This window comes from Tissierella sp. P1, assembly GCF_002266425.1.
GTDB lineage: Bacteria > Bacillota > Clostridia > Tissierellales > Tissierellaceae > Tissierella > Tissierella carlieri.
The window spans coordinates 1-17,274 of sequence record NZ_NPMN01000006.1 but is presented as its reverse complement, the minus strand read 5'-3'; the positions used below and the strand labels follow the sequence as shown (position 1 = coordinate 17,274).

Here is a 17,274-nt window from a genome sequence, read left to right as displayed (position 1 = left end):
CTATTTTTTCATATTTTATTTATATACTCTTAACTACTTGCACTTATATATGATTTAATAGATTTTTTCCATATTTGACTACTTATAAAACTAAATATTAAGGCAATGAAAAAAAGATATAGTAACTTACCTAATGGCAAGTCTTTAACTAATATTCTTACAGGGAAGTCAACAATGATTCCTACAGGTATAAAAATTATTATGATAATTTTAAATAAACCATTATATATGTCCAATGGATATATCATACAACCTATAAATGATAGAATTATACTTCTAACAAAGTTCGTCTTAAGATATCTAAATGACAAAGAAACACAAATTAAATAAATTGAATGTAGTATTATAACTCCAATGATTATTAATGTAATAACAATTATATACTGATATATATTGATTGTTATATTAAGCTTTATTATTGAATATATAGAAATAGCAAGACCAAATATAACTGGAGTTATTTGAAACATGTCAATTTTATTTAATGATAAATAAAACTTTTCATTTACTGGCTTTATTAGTACATAATCCATCGTTCCTTTTACTATTAAATCATCTACTCTACTAAGGCTTGAATATGAGAAAGCTATGAAAAAAGCAAATATAATTTGATCAACTCCAAATAGCAACATCATTTCATATTTTGACCAACCTTTTAAAGATTTTGTGTTGTAAAATATTAATGAAATAAATATTATTTGAACTAATGTCCATATAGTACTAAAGATTCCTCTGATTACAAAATTAGATCGATATTCCATGTTTATAATTAAATTATTTCTTATAAATGATTTTAAAATTAATAAATAATATTTTAATGAACTTTTCATTTTAACTATTATTCCTTTCTCTATGTTCAAGGCCCGAAAATTAGTGAAAGCTAATATCGGCATCGCCTCATAAATTTATACAAAAGCTTAGAAATACTTCACTTGTTGTCCAATATATTAATGCTCACGAAGGATAATAGATGTTTTCCTATTACCACAGACCCTTATTTTAAGCTAAATATATTTGGATTACAATAATTCTAATCCTTAGATTTTAAGATACCTTTAATCTTCTTATTTCACAAGATATCATCAAACCTTCCAATATTAAATATTGGATGAATTAAACTCCTGTTTCCCACCCTAACTACCAACTGCTGTATATTTTTTAACACCTATATTAAATACGATATTATTTATTATCAAAAAAACAAATTATATATATAGTTCCTAACATTAATTCATTTCTAACATCTATTGATCCCATAAATGCATTTACTGGTATATATATATAAAATTTAAATGGCAATACATTAAATATACTTTTTATATTTATTGGTAATAAATCTAGTGGTATAAGATTTCCAGATACAACAGTAAAAACTGTTGTTAGAATAAAATTAATTGCTGATACTTCAGTCATCCAAAAAGCTAAATTATGTATTAGTAATTGTATGCTAAAAGATATAGTAAAGCCAATAAATAGAAACAAAACACCATAAACGCTAATAATAGGCATTGCAAAAAAATTTCTAAATAGTAATATTAATAAAATAAACATTGGTATAAATTTAATGAAAGATATTATTTTATCTGATAAAGCTTTAATATACTCCATTATGAAAATATTTACAGGTTTAATTAAATGATTTGATAATTCTCCAGTTCTAATGCAATAAGATAAGTTTATATTCAAATCTGTTGTTTGAGAAACTAAAGAAGCTATTATAAAATAAGTAATAATAGTTGACATTTGTATGTTGCCTGAACTATATATAATGGCCTGCCATAAAAAAATCTTAACTATAATTGTAATAAATTGAGATAAATATTCTGTAAAAAAATCAAATCTAAATACCAGATTTTTAGATATATTGCACTTGAAATACGTCAAATATTTAATCATTTACTTTAGCATCTCCTTCTTCTAATAAACCTAATATTATTTCTTCAATAGGTTGATTTATTATTTCTAAATTCTTAATTTTATTTGTTCCAATAAGTTTAATTATTATATCGTTCACATTATCCTCAGTTGTTTTTATTTTATAAATGTTTCCTATTAGCTCATATGAAGCTATCTTATCAGTTATTTCTTCAATAACTTCTTGTTCTGTTTCAACAGATATATATTTATAATTAGATTTAAAAGAATATAAATCATTTAGCTTTCCATCAAATAATATCGTACCACTATTAATCATTACCACCCGATCACATAAAGAAACAATATCCTCCATATAATGACTTGTTATAATGATAGTTACTTCATTTTTACTTGCATAGTCTTTTATAAAATTTCTTAAACTCATTTGACTCTTTAAATCTAGTCCAATTGTAGGTTCATCTAAATACAAAATCTTTGGGTCATGTATTAAAGCCGCAATAAGTTCCATTTTCATCCTCTCACCTAATGATAACTGCCTTACTGGAGTTTGTAAACAATGTCCTACATCTAAAATTTTAGTTAATTCATCTAATTTGTTGTTAAAATAGTCATTATTTATTCCATAGATATCTCGATTTAAAATAAATGTTTCTATAGGGGCTATATCCCAAATCAACTGACTTCTTTGTCCCATAACAAGTGATATTTTTTTTTTGAATTCATTTTTTCTCTCTTTGGGAATAAAACCATTTACAAATATTTCACCACTTGTAGGATATAATAAACCAGAAATAGATTTTAATAGTGTTGTCTTACCTGCACCATTAGTCCCTATTAAACCAACGATTTCACCTTTATCTATATTCAAGTTAATACATTTTAAAGCTTCTACATATTCATATTTTCTTTTAAATATGCCCTTAATAGAACTTACAAGTCCTGGTTCTTTTTTATATATTTTATAAGTAATATTTAAATTTTTAATTTGAATCATAAACTTCTCCTTTTAACATATAGTAGGTTTATTTTTAATATGAGCCCCGCTTTTTAATTTAATCTCAACACCAAGTTCTTTAGCCCACTCATCTGTATCTGTAGTTAAGATGCTAATAATTTTGCCAGAATGTTTTCCCCACATATCAGTACAAAATGAAAATATCTCTTCATCATTCATATCCTTTGTTTCTATATAAAATGTTTTTAATATTGTTCTAACAAAAGAATCAATATGTATTATGTCAAATCGTCTAAAAACAACATTTAAAATTAAATTAGAAGTATATTTGCCGATACCTTTTATTTGTTCTAATATTTCACAAATTTCACTATTAGTATAATCATTCAGTCTCTCTAGTGTGATTTTATTTTCATCCAAAAAAATAGCGCTTTCTTTAATAGTTTTACACCTATATCCTACTTTTGTCTTTTTAATATCTTCAACTGGCAAATCTTTTATATTGTTTTCTTTGGGAAAGCTATAATATTTACCCTCTGGCAATAAGATCTCTTTACCAAACATTCTTGATAGATTGTATGACATTACGTATATTCTAGAAAATTGTATATTTTGTGCACAAATCACATTTAATATCCCCTCAAATAAAGTCGGAGAGCTCTTGTCTCTACGTCCCCACTTCTCTTGATTAGCTGCAATTAAAATAGGATCCTTCTTAATAATATCTTTTAATTCATTATTATCTTCCTGGCATCCTAAGCACCATGATATTTTTTTCTTTATCCAATGAACATCTTCTTCCATAATAATACTATTTGATTGAATTTTTAATAATAATTTATTTTCTATCTTATCCGATTTATAAATTGTTACTTTGTAAACTACACCATTATTATCTTCTAGAATTCTTACTAGATTATTATTTTCATTAATCCAAGGGTATATTACATAGTACTTAAGAAGATAATTAAAATCAAATGGTAAAATCACATCAATAATTTCTGCATACTCTACATATTCTTTTACATTACTCATGCTTAACTACCTCACCCACAACGAAAAAGCTTCCATAACTTACATACTCATTTTCATTATCAATTATTTCCTCTAATTCTTCATAATATTGTTTTATTTCTTCTAATGTCATTAACCCAAGCTTAACATATGTATGATTCTCATTTGGCTCTTCTCCCCATAATTGTCCTTTTTTGAGAATTTCTCTTCCTGGCGAAATAACATCATTAAATAATTGCTTTACTTTAATATTTTCCAATCCAAAATTTCTGAACATACTATATAGTTTTCTTCCAAAATATAAATCACCATCAGTAAATCTTCTACGTGTATTTTCTGCTTTTAGATATTTACTATATAGCTTCGGTGCCTTGCTAAAACAAGTTAAGCCTTCATCCCACTCATATATCCCAATTTTTCCACCATTCTTTGTTACCCTAATTAACTCACGCATAGCAAGCTCTGGCTTATAAAGATGTTGAAATACAAATCTAGAAAATGATGCATCAAAATAATTATCTTCAAATTTAGTATTTGAACAATCACTTTCTAGAAAAGTAATATTAGGATTTCCAGCCGAGCTACCATCAGCGTAAGCGATATATCTTGGTTCACGGTCAACACCATACACTTTTATTTTGTTATTAAATTCGGCTATTTTTTTAGTTGTCCCACCAGGCCCACAACCCAAGTCCAAAACTTTATCCCCATCACCAAAATTCATTAAGCTAAGACAATTATACATGTTGATTTTATCGTTTTCTATCCCTTCAATTAATCTATTTATTTCTTTTTTCACCCTAATTTCATTATATAAATTTGCATTATATGATCCTGTCTTCATCTTCTAATTTCCCCCTTAGTTAACACTTTATAAAGTGTATCTCCTATAAATAATTCATAATATAGTTAAGTTGCTCGGATAATGTTTTGTTTTCATCAATATAGATAGTATCATTAGGAAGTATCTTTTGATACTTAGTATACACTTGATTTTGAAAGTATAAGTATCTTTCTCTTAACTCGTCAGAATTAAAAAAACCATTTTTAAATCTTTTTAATCCTTCATTTAAGTGATTAGAGTATTCTATATCTAATCCACATTCAAAGAAAGTCGGAATACGATAATGTATAATTCTCTCATATGCCGTTAAAGGTTTTGTATCCATAAAAAATATTATATTTGGGTTTAATATAAATGATTCAGTATATAACATATTTAATAGTTTCTCTGAACTTCCTCTTACAGAATCATGGCTTAATGGAGTATATATATATCTATGCGATATAACATTATTATCTCTATTTAATTCCGGAAGTATTTGTAATTCAAGCCTTGCATAAAACTCTAAAGCATAGATCAAGCTATAATAATCAGCACTCATTGTGACATAATTGTCAATTTTGCCTGAAATCTCCTTAATGCTATTTAGTGAAAACCAATTTGTAATAATATTATCTTTACTATCTCTGTGTTTCAAATAGCTATCTATAATTGAGGTCTTGCCTGAACCACTCACTCCTTCAAACACGATTAATTTACTTTTCATTTTTTACCTCTCCAATATACCTTGCAAATTTCTCTATACTATGCTGAATATCTCCTTCATTTATTATGAATTTATTTACTACTGGTAAAATTACGCTCATGCCAAATCTCATCTCCCAATTATCATGATTTATAAACTCTTCGTCATTTTTAGGATCATTTTTTCTCTGCCTTGTTAATATTCTATTTCTTCTAATACTTTGATTTGCCAATATCATAATTAACTTAAAATTTGGACTGAGCATATTAAAAAATTTCAAATCTTCCTCTGTTCTAATACTATCAACAATTAATATTTGGTTAAGTTCTCTACATATTTCTATCTCTTTTATATAATATTGACCAAGCGATTTTATTTTCTTATTATTTTTTATTTTCAATGCTTCATTATGTAAATAATTAATAGTATCCGTTTCTTCTTCAACTTTCATATTACTTCTCAAATATTCTCCTAATTTTATGACTTTATATCCTGCATCATTGATAAAGAAATCAGTTAGTGAGCTTTTACCACTACCCATCAGACCAGTTAAGCCAAATATATAGAAGTTACTCATTAAATCATCACCTACCTTCAGGGAATGCCAAAAAATTCATCACCTTAAAGCTTTTATCAGGATTTACAAACAACGTCAGAGATGTATCAGCCCCCTTCAACGTACCTGCTACCACCAATATTTTTTCGTTGGAGTTCACATAGCTATTATCTATTAAGTAAAGTGCTAGTTCTATACAGACCTTTGTACCTTCTGAAAACTGACGTAAAATGTTCACTGTTTTGGAACCAATTTTATTTTTTAAAAATTGCTTGGGAATATCTACAATAGTTGCATATCTACATATTTCATCCATAACATTCTTATTCATAGAATATTTCTCATTTAAATCTTGCTTGCATATAATAATATTCCTACTAAATTTTAATAATGATTCAATGGCCTTATATGCTGTAAATCCTGTTGTACTTGAAATCACTATATGATCAATATGAATATGGTTATTTTTCAAATAATTTGAGACGGTATCTAAAACTCTGTCTGAATTTTGTTCGCCAGCATGTACGTAATACTCTGTCGCTAATAAATATTTATCCATGTAAAACCCCCTTTTCTGAACGTAAATCTATAATATCTTCCACATTAGGACCTGTACCGATTAATGTCACAGGTACATTATATAAATTCTCTATTTTATCTATAAATTTTTTACTCGTATCTGAAAGTATACTGTAATTATTTATTTTATAATCATTTGAGTTTAGGTAATCAACAAAATTTAATGCAATCTGTGTAGGTCTATTTATTCTTATAGATTTTTCCACCAATTCCTCGTCGAATAACCCAACTCTGCGTAACCTTTTAGTAACAGAAGTAACTTCTTTAATTTCCCTTAATGCTCCAGAAGATTTTGTTACATTATCCCATGTAGTTTCATTATATAGTGGTCCATTTGATGCTCTAATAGGATATGCCCTTAAAACCATCACAATGTTCGAAACTTTTCTAGGGCTAATACCTACTTCTCCAATAAAAGAACCTGCAGTCGTATCTCGGCTTGTGACATATGGATAATGTCCATGGTGTACGCTTAAATCAAAACCTTGAGTTCCTTCTATCATAACTCTTTTTCCATTATCAATAAAATTATTTGCAATTTCTTCGACGGTAGCTAAATATTTCTGAAGTTCCGGAACGTCTTTTGCTAATCTAAAGTCGCTCTTTCTTAATGCTTTATCTGCATGTGCAAACCCAACTCCCTTGCCTGTTGATAGTAGATGTTTTAACATATCTTTTTCAGCCGCTATATGTCTTTCTTCAATAATACCAGCATTATTATCAATTAATATCCTATTTTCAGCTATATTAAGTTCAGTTATTTCTTTAAGAATTAATTTAGGAATAATCAGCGATCCTGCTGACATAGCCAACAAACAATTAGGATTTACAAATGAACACGGAATTAATTGCATTACATTGCTGCTATTTTTATAATTAACAGTATGACCAGAATTTGGGCCGCCAGATCTTATACTCATTTCGTGCTCAAAAGATAAATATGCCGACACTTTGCCCTTTCCTTCACTTCCGATTTGTCCTCCTAAAATAATTGTAACCATATACATACCTCACTTTATATTAATTATATTTTCAAAAATATTTCTATAATATTCTTGTTCCTCAAATGAATCTGAAATTATTAAAGCAAAAATTCTTCCCAGATTTATATCATTTCTTCCCCTCATATAGGAGTAAATAACTATTCCCTTACCTTTTTCTTTAGTATAATTTATTTCTGACATAAAATCCCAAATATATTCTAAAGTAATATCATATTTTATATTATAATAACAAGAAAATATAAGCTTGTCTTCTCCCAATAAAAAAGGTAATAAAGAGATATATGTAGATAAAGAGAACCTTCCATTAATCTCTAGTACAGGAATAATTTCACCTTCTAATGTTATGATTGAATCAATACTTGCAACGCCTTTATAATCTAACTCTTTTAATTTTTCACCAATTATTTTAGCATAATTTTTATAAAGATTCCTTTGTGATTTATTTAAATCAGAGTCCCTATTATATAGTTGACTTCCTATATAAATATTGTTATTCAAAACTTGCCGCTTTGGTGGAATGTAAAAGATATCTCCCGTTTTACTTATTACTATTTGGTAATTAATATCATATTGTTTCTTATACCATTTTTCTACTAAAAAATTAACTGACTTTGTGTCTAACTTCCTTTTAATAAAATTAACAAAAGACTGTAATTCTTTTTTATTGTTAATCAAATACAAACCTTTTCCAGAGGCATTGTATTCATCTTTTATAACTATTTTTTGAGAACCGTTAAATTTATCATAATAATTCTCAAGTTCCTCTATATCTGAGCAAATAACTCCCTCTGATACTGGTAGGTCTAAACTTTCAGCTATTAATCTTGAATTAATCTTACTATTAACATAGGAAGTCGTATTATAGTTAGCCCCAAATAATTCACAATTTGTAATCCTTGATATCTCTTCTTCATATTTTGTTACCGCATAAGGTATTAACACTACATTAAAATCTTTACAATTCAATTTCAGTTCTATTATTTCATTAATTATATCTTTATCTTGAATTATCAATTTAGAAATTGATTCGGACTTATTGGAGTTCTTCACTATTCTTATTTGTGGAGTTTTTTTTCCTAGATTAAATAAATTTTGAAATATTATATCTGATGGCATATCTCTTAAAATTACAATATCATTCTCATCTGCCAACAACAAACATAATTGTTCAATTGAATTAGCTATGTAATCATTACTTTTAAAATTTGGGAAATAAGTTCCCTTATCCCTCCATAAATCTTCAGCACCTACATTCATCCACCAAATTTTTATATTTTTTTCTGAAAAATCGTTTATATCAGATAAGGTTAATTCTTTCATTTTAGATCCTTTCTATCAAATAATCCATTAGTTTCCTAATAGTTCTAAAATTATCAACTATTAAGTCATCATCTGAAAACTCAAGGTTAAACTGTTCTTCAATATTTATTATAACTCTAATTGTGTTTAGTGAATCCATACCTACATTTAATAAGTTATCATCTAATTTAATTTCTTCAATGGGTACTGTTAGCTCTATGTTTTCATCTATAATTTTTCTTAGTTTATTCTCCATATTATTTATCATTTCCCCCCCCTTTTTTATACTAATACTTTAATTTGATTTTGGAAAATATCATCCAAACTATCTCTTTTCCTAATTTGATAATATTTATTATTATATACTAATATTTCTGCTGGCTTCCCATGACTTATTAAACCGTAAAAGCTGGATGTCAAACCGTACGCACCTGAATTTAAAATTACTATTTTGTCATTTATATTAATATGCGGTAATTCTATATTTTGACCCAAAACATCCGTTGGAGTACATAGCGGACCTACAATATCAACTATTTCTTTTCTATTTTCATTTTCCTTATTTAAAACTTCAATAGGGAAGTTATTTCTAAGAAATCTACCTATCCCAGCTGAAGCAGAATGATGATTTGATCCTCCATTAACAACAATAAATGTTTTTCCTCTTGATTTTTTTTTATATAAAACTTCTGTTACATATAAACCACTATTAGCTAATATGAATCTACCACTCTCTACTATAAACTTATAATTCTTGATATTTTCATCTCGTATATATTTTTTGATAAATAAGTTTAATGATTCTTTGACATTGCTTAAATCCAACTCATATTCTCCATCAAAGTACGGTATTCCAAATCCCCCACCAAAGTCTACCAATGAAATATTTAACTTGTAATTATTTTCTAAGTTGTCTAAAATCTTAAATGAATTTTCAAAATTATTTATTAGAGTTGTAGAATTTAAAACCTGTGTACCTAAATAAAAATGGATTCCATTAATCTTTATATTTTTACATTTAAAAGATTCTTTAATCACAAAATCTATAAGTTCTTCATCTATACCAAATTGTTTCGCTCCTCCTCCCATCTTAATTCTAGCATCATTCATTTTAGCTTTCGGATTTATTCTAATTGAAATACTCATCACAGTATTGTATTTTTCACAGATTTTATTTATTATAAAAATTTCTTCTAGAGATTCTGCAACTATCGATAAAATATTTTCCTTAATAGCATATTCTAATTCGTAATGTGTCTTCCCAGGACCTACAAATATTATTTCTTTGCTGGTGTAGCCGCTTTTCATAGCTGTATATAATTCACCTAAGGATGCAACTTCAATTCCATTAACGCTTTTCTTCAAATTGGCTAATATCCCGATATTAGGATTTGCTTTCATTGAGTAGAATATGTTAAAGTACTCAGGTAAATTATCTCTTAACTTATCCAGCTGTTGTTCTATTATATTTAGGCTATAAATATATATAGGAGTTCCATAATCTTTTATAATGTTAGTAATTATTGTTTCATTGATCAGCACAATACTCACCTCCTGTTATATATTAAATTTTAAGATAATTAGGTATAGATTCTAATTCATCTTTATTATTTAATGAAAATAACCGTTGAAAAAATGCTTTTTTCCATTTTATCGCTCTTCCAAAATCCTTTTCTCCATATTTAAAAATAAATGAATTATCGTTGATAGCTAGTTCATTTAAAGCTTCTTCCTCATAACCATCGTGATAGATTTTATCCAAATAGTATAAAACATAATATACGGCTTCGGCACAATTATATCCTTTAGCAATTGATATAGCATATTTTAGTTTATCACTATCCATCCTTTGCAATATAAATTCTCTTATATCACAAAACTTAATGAGATTTAGATCTTTTTCAATAATAATCCACATACTATTTGTTGCTTCTTTATATAAATGGCTACATAGCTGAATAAAAAATCACATGTTTCTAGTTCTTTATATTCTTGAGCCCTTTGAAGCATGGTACTAACTGGATTAATATCTAAGTTTAAATCTAAACTAAAACAAAAATCTAACTCTATAAATGATACAAACTTGTCGTCAACTTTTTTTATAAATGGTAAAAGATTATTCATATTCATAGCCCACAGAATCTTTTTTTCTCTAGATACAGGTTTAATAATATTTACCTCACTATCATACTCTCCTTGATCATAACCCAATGAGAACAATATTTGGCTAATGGTATCTGCATTTTCTTTATTAATCATAAAATCTAAATCATTCATATTTCTAATGCCCAGATCCTTATAAATATTAGGTATTAAATTAGCACCCTTAAGTGGTATACAAGGAACTTTATTTATTTTCATGACGTTCATTATATTATTTAGCTCTTTTAACAATATAGTATTTCTATTTTGTGTACCTAAATAGTTAAATATTAATATTCGTTCAAGATTAGGCGATATAAATTTATCATAATTAAACCGTTTTAAATTATAATAAATTAAATTTAAAACTTTATTTTTAGTTGACATATTAAAAATATCATACCAGTTTAAATTTTCCTTGATAATCTTCTCAATTTCAATCAAATTTTCTTCGAAAAAGGTTAATCTACTTAATAATATTACAAGATTCTGCTCGTTTGAAAGATCACTGAACATTATAACCACCTCTATCTAATTTTTTTGTTAATTAGCTAATGTAATAGCAAATATATGTATATTTAAACAATTGGGCAGCTCAATACAACATACATTTCCGTTTGTTTTTAATTTATAACATTTTGCAAATAATGAAGTCCTATTATCTAATATCTCCCATTTACCATTTATCTGTTGCCCTAACTTTCCATCTAAAGCTTTTACTTCATCATACTTAGATAATTTATTCCCCCACGAAGATACAACAAATTTTATATCTTCACTCTTTCCATTACTAAAATAAACTTTAATTTCTTCATTATAGTTACCATATTCAGAGCAGCTAAGAAACATTATATAGTTTGCCTTTATATTATCTATTGCGATTTTCTGCCCTTTACAAATTATATTATCTTTCTTCCTATGAACATAAGAAAATTTGAATTTCATGTTAGATATATTAATTACATCAACATCTTTGACCTCGTCAATAACCATTATCCTCTTAGGATTTGAAAGTTCTGCAAAATCATATATTTTTTCTTTTAAACCTAAACCCTTATTGTCAAAATGCTCATATAAATCAATTATTATATGTTCTTTTATTACTTTATTATAGTTTATATATTCATTCAGGTCCTTAAGTATTCTATCACTTTTACCTCTATCCAAATAATCCTTAATAAAAAAAGCTAACTTCTGTTCTTCTTCAGATATAAATAATATTTTATCTGAAATCTTTTTATACATTAAACCTTTCTCTTTAATATAGTAGGCTTTTAATAACATCCCGAATACTGCCATCCACATATTATTTAATTCCTTTAACTTTCTAATTATTAGGGTTATCTCAGGTATATTGTCCATATCATAAGATTCTAATAGCATTGCAAACTTATTTCTTCCAGAAGCAATTTCATATAATTCCCTAAAGAAAGGCGAAGCATCCGGTCGATCAGTAAATTTTTCGGTCTCTTTTACAATATCAAAAATATTTATTATATCTTCGCTAAAATATATCATTTCATTAAATCTATTTATTCCTATACTTTCATCTTCCAATCGTAAAAATGCATTTTTTAAGATATCATTTATGTTAATTTTTTTAACAGGCAAATCGTGCTTAATTAGATAGTATTTAATTATTCCTTTATTAAAATGACTTGAGTCTAGCCACATACCCGCCTTAGCTTTTTCTGAGTCAATGCATTTAATCTTATTTGTATCAGAATCAAAGTCTACTGCAAGTAACCAATGATTTATATTATTTTTTTGGTAATTTATAATATCCCATGGACACCAAAACGTATTAATCATAAGTATTACTGGTCTATTATTACTAAGCTCACTCTTAATAATATCTATTACTTTATATATATTACTTATATCTTTTTCTATTATATCTATTCCACAATAAATTCTTAATAGTTCAAGTTTTCTATAAGAATTATGTGATAATCCTGATAGTCTTCCATCATTATTAAACTCTCTAGAATATTGAAATCCCCATGAGTCCCCAAACATTAATAAATAATCAGTATCAATCCATTTTGACACACCAGAAATAACTGCATCAATGCATGAAAAGCCATCTATTTGTTCAATTGATATATCACTCAACATCATAACAATTTCCTCCATTACATAATAATTTAATTATGCATAATATGTAAATATTCAATTTATTTTCGTAATCTATGATTTAATGTTTTTAAAATAATTTTATCACTTTATTTATTGTTGTTTTCAATATCTGCCTTAGTTCTTAGCAAAAGCATGATATTTACAATACGGATTGTTAACATTTTTTAGGCAGTTTTTTTAAGGTTATATAATTTATATTCTTTACGGCTTAAATATCCCACTGTAAAATGAATCCTGATATTATTAAACAAATTAACATATATTCTAATTGCTCCAAACTTTCAAAATGATAGTTATTAGTGAATTCAGTTTTAAGCATTTTGAATGTAACTTCAGCTATAACATTGTCATAAGGCCAACCCTCATGCTTAAAGAACACTTGATTTTGAATGTATCTAGAACTCTATCTATTATTTTGTTTTTTAATTCGTTACCTTTATCAGTATGAAATAGGGTAATATCATCTAGTCTGATATTAGCTCTTGAAAACGCTTTATAAACGGGGGCTGTATCTTTATTAGAACCAACATTATAACCTATTATTTCTCTATTAAATAGTTCGACTAATAAATATACATAGTTCCTCTTTTATTAACTCTTACATATGTCAAATCACTAGCTACAGCCGTATAAATCCTATCTATATTAATTTTTTTAGATACTATATAGCCTGCTTTCTTAAACTCAACCTTGCTTTTTTAAGTTTAATAATTATTTCTACGTGATTTAAATATTTCTATTATCTTTGTTGTTATTTCATCTGTACTTCTGATCGATAGTAATAAGGACTTTATTGACTTATAGGACTTTTTACATTGCCTATATATTGTATTTATGAATATTACTTTTTTTCGTCTTAATATCAATACTACTTGCTTTAAAATATCATTCTCCATCTTTAACTGCAGTTTTCTTTTCTTAGCCCAATTAGCTCATTTTCTTCTGAGGAACGATTGTCTTTTTCCTTAAATGATCCAGTAATTTAGCTTTTTTAAATCCAACTATTAAAAACAGTAGGTGTTAAGTCTCATTCATCCATAATATCTTTTTTTAACTTACCCCTTTCATATAGTTCTTTGAACTCCTCAATACAGGTTTTTCTTGCTCTCTTTATTATATAAACGATTCTCCTTTTAATATTGATATTAGCTCACATGACCTTAATTTAGGTTGTCTAGTTTATTGTAGCCTATCCAATATCAGTATACCTAATGGTACAATCTTCCTCATAAGCTACTATATAGGCCCCTCCACAATAATAGTACGGCTACACTAAATCTCTAGATAGTATTAATTTTAGCTTTTTTCTGTTCAATTATTTCTTTGACTTCTTCTTCCTTACATCGGGCTAAATATTACATATGTTGGTAATGAATAATTTTTTGTGTTTCTAGTCTATCCTTCTAGATGTTTTTCTCTTGCTTCTTGATAGTTTTTATACAATTTCCTATTATCTCTATATCTAGTCCATAATGTCTTTCCAAACGATAGTTTCTCAAGCATAAGAGAAGCTAGAATGTGGGGGCAAGGTTTTGTGGACCGGTATAATTGTACTCATCTGCATAGTTGAATTAATTCTTAGCATCTTATCAAAGATCTGTATTTTAAATAATGATTCTAAATATAGATTGTCATTACTTACTCTTGGTTTTGAGAAAGAACTTTGTACTCCTAATTTTTCTAATATTGTTGCTTCCATAGGACTACCATTATCTGAATGTAACACTAAGGGTCTAACTGTCATTACTTCAGATAATGTTGTTTTCCTTATTAATTTCTCTATGCATTCGGATTTTCTGTTTCTCATACTTTATAGATAACTATTAGTCTACTAAATATATCTATATTTAAATAAATATTGTAATCTTGCCCCCTAGCAAGTGCATTTAACCAAGCGATACCCCAAAATCCTCACATGGCCTAGAGCTATTGTTGCATGGAATTAAGTTCTCTCTTTACTAGCTCCTTAGTATTAATACGATGAATTTTCATTATTAGCTCTTTTGATATTCGAAGAATTGTTAATTCTGATGCTAATTATTTTCCTTCATCTACTAACTTAGGAACCATCTATGATGACAGTAAATCAGCAAATTTAAGGTTGCTAATTGCTTCTATTATCTTTGAATGCCTTTCCTCTGTTATTTTATTTCTCTCTTTAGTCCATCTTTGATATGTTTGTTCACTGATACTAAGCTATTTTCAGGCTGGCTTTAATCTGATACCGATAATCAGCTTTACTGTCGTCACGCAATCTTAATCACTAATCACTAATCACTCTTCCTCGGTGTCCTCCAAATCGCATTATTATGAATACTAAAAAAATAGTCAAATAATTATACAAAAGTAAAATTCTATTCCTCTTCTATTTCTTTAATACCTAGAAAGAACATTCAAATTCTTATTTTAGATACCAAAATCTATGTCTACCCAAATTATATCATTCATATAAAATATAATCCAGAAATTAAATTAAGAATTTTCCGACATTTCTCTACATTTTTCACCATTTTATCTGTTAGAAAAGTCACAATTAAGAATTGTAACTTTACCTTCTAGCTTCCATTTCAACTTCTCCTATTCAATTCTTCATTCAATTCAATAAACTCTCTTACTTATATCTACTTAATTCACCCTTATGTTCCCTATCCTTTACCCTGACCTCTGGACAGTAAAATGCTTAAAGTATGATAATAAGAAATAAAATGTATATATTACCTTATATTTACACAGACAATATATTCAGTATTATCCATATAATCATAAGTATATATATCATTTTTATGGAAATTAAAATGGTCATATTTGTCCTACATGACTTGAATCCATATATTTACTTTTTATTTATACTAAATATCATAAAGGACAGAATTAAACTTTAAATTGTATTTTTTTCTGTTTGAATTATAACACCTATTAAACCAAATTATTCCACTACTAAATAAGCTATATATTCTAGTCATTTTATTTTTAATCTTTTTTGTTGCTCCTATTATTTTACTTTTCTTGTTTTTAGAACAATCTGCTCCTAATATTATCATCCAAGTATGAGCTGTACATAAACATAGATATAGATTTTCAAAGTATTTAATACTTTCTGTCCAAGTATCTTCCATGTTAAATCCATTAGGCTTAAATCTCTAAACATCTCTTCTATATCAAATCTTTTTTTATATTCAGTTACAGCAATTTTACTATTCATATTATTAGCTAAATACCATATATCCTCTGACTCTATACCTCTACATACTGCTAAATTGCATTTATATTCTTTTTCACTTAATAAGATATCATTAAATTTTTTTACTCTATTTTTAATTGGATTTATATCTTTGGGATATCTTACCTTTTGATTATCTTCAATCTTAACAATCATATCATTAGTGCATCTTATACAATATTTCCAACCAAAATCATCTATATATCTAAATAAATCTATACTCTTAAATCCTCTGTCTGCCAGTAACAAAATTTCATAATCATATGGAGTAAAGATCTCATTAAGTTCAGATATTCCTTGTTTTACATGTTCAAAGCTTTTATTTCCTTTTTCTTTATAATTAAATATTTTATACCATAGGGGTATTGTTCTTTTTCCTAATTTCAAATAAAATTGTAATATTAAAAATCTATCATCCACGATTATATGGTCAAAGATTATTACTATTTTATTAGAATTACTTCTTTTTACATATTTTTTTATTATTTCTTGAATAAAACAGAGTATAGATAATCTAATTTTATTGTTGATGTTGAAAAGAATCTGTATATTCTTTTTATTTTACTTTGTTCTATTGCATTAGTATAATTGTCTTTTAATTTTTGTGATATTTCTGAGATTATTATTGATCTAGTTAAAAATATTCCTATAATGATTGCCACTAGATTTTTCAACCTTTTATCTGATATACGTAATATTTCATGTGGACTTTTTTCTAATCTTGAGGTAATATATTCTTGATTATTTAAAATAGTTAAGCCTCCTATGAATAAGTTTTTGTCATAAACTTTATTTTAGAGCTTGGCTATCTTTTTTCTATACTTTTTTATTGGTGAGTTTATACTAGTTTTATATTATTGTATCTAATGGATAATTTGCTCTTTTTACTGTCCGTAGGTCACCTTTCTTTCTGTTTTTAGGTACAAAAAAAGAGGCTAAGTCTATTTGGTCTTGAAGTG

Annotated in this window: 18 protein-coding genes; all 18 read right to left on the bottom strand. The window is 26.8% G+C overall.

The annotated features are described in order from the left end of the window. Positions 1-29: 29 nt before the first annotated feature. Positions 30-830 carry an ABC transporter permease gene (locus CIW83_RS05530; protein ID WP_158220029.1) on the bottom strand — a complete coding sequence of 267 codons (801 nt, stop codon included), beginning with the start codon at positions 828-830 and terminating at the stop codon, positions 30-32. A 352-nt stretch (positions 831-1,182) separates the two neighbouring features. Next, complete coding sequence (locus CIW83_RS05525; protein WP_094899870.1) at positions 1,183-1,896, bottom strand: ABC-2 family transporter protein; 714 nt, start codon at positions 1,894-1,896, stop codon at positions 1,183-1,185. Continuing rightward, positions 1,889-2,872 carry an ATP-binding cassette domain-containing protein gene (locus CIW83_RS05520; RefSeq protein ID WP_094899869.1) on the bottom strand — a complete coding sequence of 328 codons (984 nt, stop codon included), beginning with the start codon at positions 2,870-2,872 and terminating at the stop codon, positions 1,889-1,891. The genes CIW83_RS05525 and CIW83_RS05520 overlap by 8 nt, the downstream gene beginning before the upstream one ends. A gap of 12 nt (positions 2,873-2,884) precedes the next feature. Continuing rightward, entirely contained in the window at positions 2,885-3,868 is a 984-nt protein-coding gene (locus CIW83_RS05515) for a hypothetical protein (RefSeq protein ID WP_094899868.1), read from the bottom strand. Continuing rightward, positions 3,861-4,691 carry a methyltransferase domain-containing protein gene (locus CIW83_RS05510; protein WP_094899867.1) on the bottom strand — a complete coding sequence of 277 codons (831 nt, stop codon included), beginning with the start codon at positions 4,689-4,691 and terminating at the stop codon, positions 3,861-3,863. The genes CIW83_RS05515 and CIW83_RS05510 overlap by 8 nt, the downstream gene beginning before the upstream one ends. 43 nt (positions 4,692-4,734) lie before the next feature. Next, positions 4,735-5,397 (bottom strand): hypothetical protein, encoded by a 663-nt coding sequence (locus CIW83_RS05505; RefSeq protein ID WP_094899866.1) that lies wholly within the window; start codon positions 5,395-5,397, stop codon positions 4,735-4,737. Next, positions 5,387-5,953 carry an AAA family ATPase gene (locus CIW83_RS05500; protein ID WP_094899865.1) on the bottom strand — a complete coding sequence of 189 codons (567 nt, stop codon included), beginning with the start codon at positions 5,951-5,953 and terminating at the stop codon, positions 5,387-5,389. The genes CIW83_RS05505 and CIW83_RS05500 overlap by 11 nt, the downstream gene beginning before the upstream one ends. Before the next feature lie 7 nt (positions 5,954-5,960). After that, positions 5,961-6,491 carry a hypothetical protein gene (locus tag CIW83_RS05495; protein ID WP_094899864.1) on the bottom strand — a complete coding sequence of 177 codons (531 nt, stop codon included), beginning with the start codon at positions 6,489-6,491 and terminating at the stop codon, positions 5,961-5,963. Continuing rightward, positions 6,484-7,512 (bottom strand): adenylosuccinate synthetase, encoded by a 1,029-nt coding sequence (locus CIW83_RS05490; protein WP_158220028.1) that lies wholly within the window; start codon positions 7,510-7,512, stop codon positions 6,484-6,486. The genes CIW83_RS05495 and CIW83_RS05490 overlap by 8 nt, the downstream gene beginning before the upstream one ends. Positions 7,513-7,521: 9 nt before the next feature. Then, complete coding sequence (locus tag CIW83_RS05485) at positions 7,522-8,835, bottom strand: ATP-grasp domain-containing protein (protein ID WP_094899862.1); 1,314 nt, start codon at positions 8,833-8,835, stop codon at positions 7,522-7,524. A gap of 1 nt (position 8,836) precedes the next feature. Then, positions 8,837-9,082, bottom strand: coding sequence for a phosphopantetheine-binding protein (locus CIW83_RS05480; RefSeq protein ID WP_094899861.1), 246 nt, complete (start codon positions 9,080-9,082; stop codon positions 8,837-8,839). A gap of 14 nt (positions 9,083-9,096) precedes the next feature. Continuing rightward, positions 9,097-10,356, bottom strand: coding sequence for a diaminopimelate decarboxylase (locus CIW83_RS05475; RefSeq protein ID WP_158220027.1), 1,260 nt, complete (start codon positions 10,354-10,356; stop codon positions 9,097-9,099). A gap of 22 nt (positions 10,357-10,378) precedes the next feature. After that, on the bottom strand, positions 10,379-10,669 hold the full coding sequence (locus CIW83_RS05470; RefSeq protein ID WP_369819362.1) for a hypothetical protein: 291 nt from the start codon (positions 10,667-10,669) through the stop codon (positions 10,379-10,381). Positions 10,670-10,704: 35 nt separating this feature from the next. Continuing rightward, positions 10,705-11,472 (bottom strand): nucleotidyltransferase family protein, encoded by a 768-nt coding sequence (locus tag CIW83_RS05465; protein ID WP_094899858.1) that lies wholly within the window; start codon positions 11,470-11,472, stop codon positions 10,705-10,707. A 27-nt stretch (positions 11,473-11,499) separates the two neighbouring features. Next, positions 11,500-13,077, bottom strand: coding sequence for a hypothetical protein (locus CIW83_RS05460; RefSeq protein WP_094899857.1), 1,578 nt, complete (start codon positions 13,075-13,077; stop codon positions 11,500-11,502). A 226-nt stretch (positions 13,078-13,303) separates the two neighbouring features. Next, a complete protein-coding gene (locus tag CIW83_RS24790; RefSeq protein ID WP_369819361.1) occupies positions 13,304-13,474 on the bottom strand; it encodes an IS3 family transposase in 171 nt (56 codons plus the stop codon). A gap of 1,116 nt (positions 13,475-14,590) precedes the next feature. Continuing rightward, positions 14,591-14,902 carry a hypothetical protein gene (locus CIW83_RS05455; protein WP_094899856.1) on the bottom strand — a complete coding sequence of 104 codons (312 nt, stop codon included), beginning with the start codon at positions 14,900-14,902 and terminating at the stop codon, positions 14,591-14,593. Between the two features lie 1,230 nt (positions 14,903-16,132). Beyond that, positions 16,133-16,735: a transposase gene (locus tag CIW83_RS05450; protein ID WP_158220025.1), complete on the bottom strand. Its 603-nt coding sequence runs from the start codon at positions 16,733-16,735 to the stop codon at positions 16,133-16,135. Positions 16,736-17,274 lie beyond the last annotated feature (539 nt).

Coding starts and splice junctions, on each gene's coding strand:
- CIW83_RS05530 (WP_158220029.1), bottom strand. CDS start 830: ATGAAAAGTTCATTAAAATATTATTTATTAATTTTAAAATCATTTATA.
- CIW83_RS05515 (WP_094899868.1), bottom strand. CDS start 3,868: ATGAGTAATGTAAAAGAATATGTAGAGTATGCAGAAATTATTGATGTG.
- CIW83_RS05495 (WP_094899864.1), bottom strand. CDS start 6,491: ATGGATAAATATTTATTAGCGACAGAGTATTACGTACATGCTGGCGAA.
- CIW83_RS05485 (WP_094899862.1), bottom strand. CDS start 8,835: ATGAAAGAATTAACCTTATCTGATATAAACGATTTTTCAGAAAAAAAT.
- CIW83_RS05490 (WP_158220028.1), bottom strand. CDS start 7,512: ATGGTTACAATTATTTTAGGAGGACAAATCGGAAGTGAAGGAAAGGGC.
- CIW83_RS05455 (WP_094899856.1), bottom strand. CDS start 14,902: ATGAGAAACAGAAAATCCGAATGCATAGAGAAATTAATAAGGAAAACA.
- CIW83_RS05480 (WP_094899861.1), bottom strand. CDS start 9,082: ATGATAAATAATATGGAGAATAAACTAAGAAAAATTATAGATGAAAAC.
- CIW83_RS05520 (WP_094899869.1), bottom strand. CDS start 2,872: ATGATTCAAATTAAAAATTTAAATATTACTTATAAAATATATAAAAAA.
- CIW83_RS05460 (WP_094899857.1), bottom strand. CDS start 13,077: ATGATGTTGAGTGATATATCAATTGAACAAATAGATGGCTTTTCATGC.
- CIW83_RS05525 (WP_094899870.1), bottom strand. CDS start 1,896: ATGATTAAATATTTGACGTATTTCAAGTGCAATATATCTAAAAATCTG.
- CIW83_RS05510 (WP_094899867.1), bottom strand. CDS start 4,691: ATGAAGACAGGATCATATAATGCAAATTTATATAATGAAATTAGGGTG.
- CIW83_RS05505 (WP_094899866.1), bottom strand. CDS start 5,397: ATGAAAAGTAAATTAATCGTGTTTGAAGGAGTGAGTGGTTCAGGCAAG.
- CIW83_RS05500 (WP_094899865.1), bottom strand. CDS start 5,953: ATGAGTAACTTCTATATATTTGGCTTAACTGGTCTGATGGGTAGTGGT.
- CIW83_RS05465 (WP_094899858.1), bottom strand. CDS start 11,472: ATGTTCAGTGATCTTTCAAACGAGCAGAATCTTGTAATATTATTAAGT.